We start from the raw sequence: 1,902 nt of genomic DNA on the forward strand, positions 1-1,902 counted from the left end.
GGTGGTTATTGCGGCGGGGCTCACCTCTTCCCATCCCGAACAGAGAAGTTAAGCCCGCCTGCGCAGATGGTACTGCAGTTTTGTGGGAGAGTATGTCGTCGCCTTTCTTTTGAAAACCCTATCCAAATCGGATAGGGTTTTCTGCTTTTTAGATGTTTTGGAAAACTGCTCCATGGCTGATAATGGCTGCTTATCGGGAGCCGCCGCCTTTCCTTTAAGAATCCCTCCCGATAGATCGGAAGGGATTTTTTGTTTTTATACGGTTTTTTCTTTAGTGAATTTAGCTGTAAAGAACGGAATGATTCTCCTTGCGATTATGTAGAATGCAAAGCTGTGTTGAGATGTGTATTGGGATTTAGCAACAAAGAGCATAGTGAATTTATTTTATTGTCCTTGCGAGGTATAAAGTTTGCAAAGTTTTTAATCTTTGGAGTTTGAAATTTATCCTTAAGTTTTAGAATTGGAATTTCCTTTGAAAAGAGATGTCTTATTTACTCGGGATCGTGCAAGGGATAGAAGAGCGGTGTCATTTTGCGAAATACTAAATTTTTGGTCGAGCCTTGCTTTAAAACCTTTTTTACAAAAAAAATTAATGGCCAGCTCGACCTGGAAGGAGATCCTCAAATTATTTCTTAAAATTTACTATTTATTGTTTTTTGAAAACAATGTGTATGCGATTTTTTGAATTGTTATGATTTTATTTTGATACTTCTAGGTTGAATTTGTTTTGGTTAATAGTCTTTTATTTATGCGGTATTCTTCTAAATGGAGGGAGTGTTCTTTTTGTGTGCTTATATTTTCGAAAAGCCTGAGTAAACTTTTCTAAAAAAAAATGTATAGTCTGATCAGGTGAGAAGTGTTCAAATTAGTTCTGTTTAATTTTTGCAATCAATTTTTGACGAAGATCTTCCTGCATTGTTCATGTTTGCTTTTTTGATTTAATTATGAAGATATTGGGTAGCTACTTGTATTTTGGTCTGAAAAAAATATACAATAATGAAGTAATTTTCTTTATAGGTAGATGTTATTTTAAATTTTTGGATAGAAATGTGTTTTAGTTTGGATATGTTTTAATGTTTAAAATAGGTGGGTGTATTTTTTATGGATTAGACATTGCGAAGTGTAGTTTGTTAATGTGGAAAAAAATTGAGATTGAGGAGGTTGTTATGTTTGAAATAAAAGGCTCAGGTAGTAAATTTTTTATTGTAATAAATTTTATGGAGTAATTGATTTTTTATAATTCTTTGTTGAAAGTTTAATTATTACTTTTATACTAGGATTTTAAGTTGAATGTTTTTTATTTCTGCTTTCAAGTCTTTGTGTTTAGTTCTGGCTAATAGAGTTTTCTTTTAAAGGGATTAGTTAAATTGTTCTTTATGCGATTTTATCTTTTTGAATGCTGATAAAAGATGTTTTTGGTTTTTGTTGAGTTTGTGTAAAGTTGGATAATGGAGTAAATGCTGGCATTTAGTGGCTTTTTGATTTCATGTAAAATAATTAAAAGCGGTTAAAACATTGCTTTTTTAGAAGTTTGTTATTTAGTTAAAGTTTAAATGTTTATTAGAAAGTAATTTTTAAAGTCTGAAAAAATATGCGAAGTCTTTAAAACTTGGGGTTTTTCAACGGGACTTATTATGAAAAGAATAATACCTCTAAGAAAAACCCTTCAAAGATTAAAAAAACTTTGCGCTGTAAATGGCGAGTTATTAGAATGTTAAGAAATAAAATGAAAAAAAGATTAAAAATAGTTTGCAGAAAGCCTTGTTTAACTGGAAAAAGGTTCTACTTTTGCACCCGCAACAGCGAAGGCGTTCATCGAAATACTGGCAGGAAAGGAGAATCTGGCGAAAAGAAATTTTCAGAAAAAAAGATTCGAAAAAGCTTGCGAGATTTGAAAATGCT

General features: G+C 31.5%; 1 protein-coding gene and 1 rRNA gene. Both read left to right on the plus strand.

Going from position 1 to position 1,902, the window contains the following annotated elements; all coding sequences use genetic code 11:
* Positions 1-107 (plus strand): 5S ribosomal RNA (rrf, locus tag NCC77_RS22930); the annotation flags it as partial.
* Between the two features lie 1,502 nt (positions 108-1,609).
* Positions 1,610-1,902, plus strand: a 293-nt coding sequence (locus tag NCC77_RS22935) for a hypothetical protein (protein WP_250837637.1), incomplete at its 3' end; no start/stop codon positions are given.

This window comes from Flavobacterium tyrosinilyticum, from assembly GCF_023656565.1.
GTDB classification, from domain to species: domain Bacteria; phylum Bacteroidota; class Bacteroidia; order Flavobacteriales; family Flavobacteriaceae; genus Flavobacterium; species Flavobacterium tyrosinilyticum.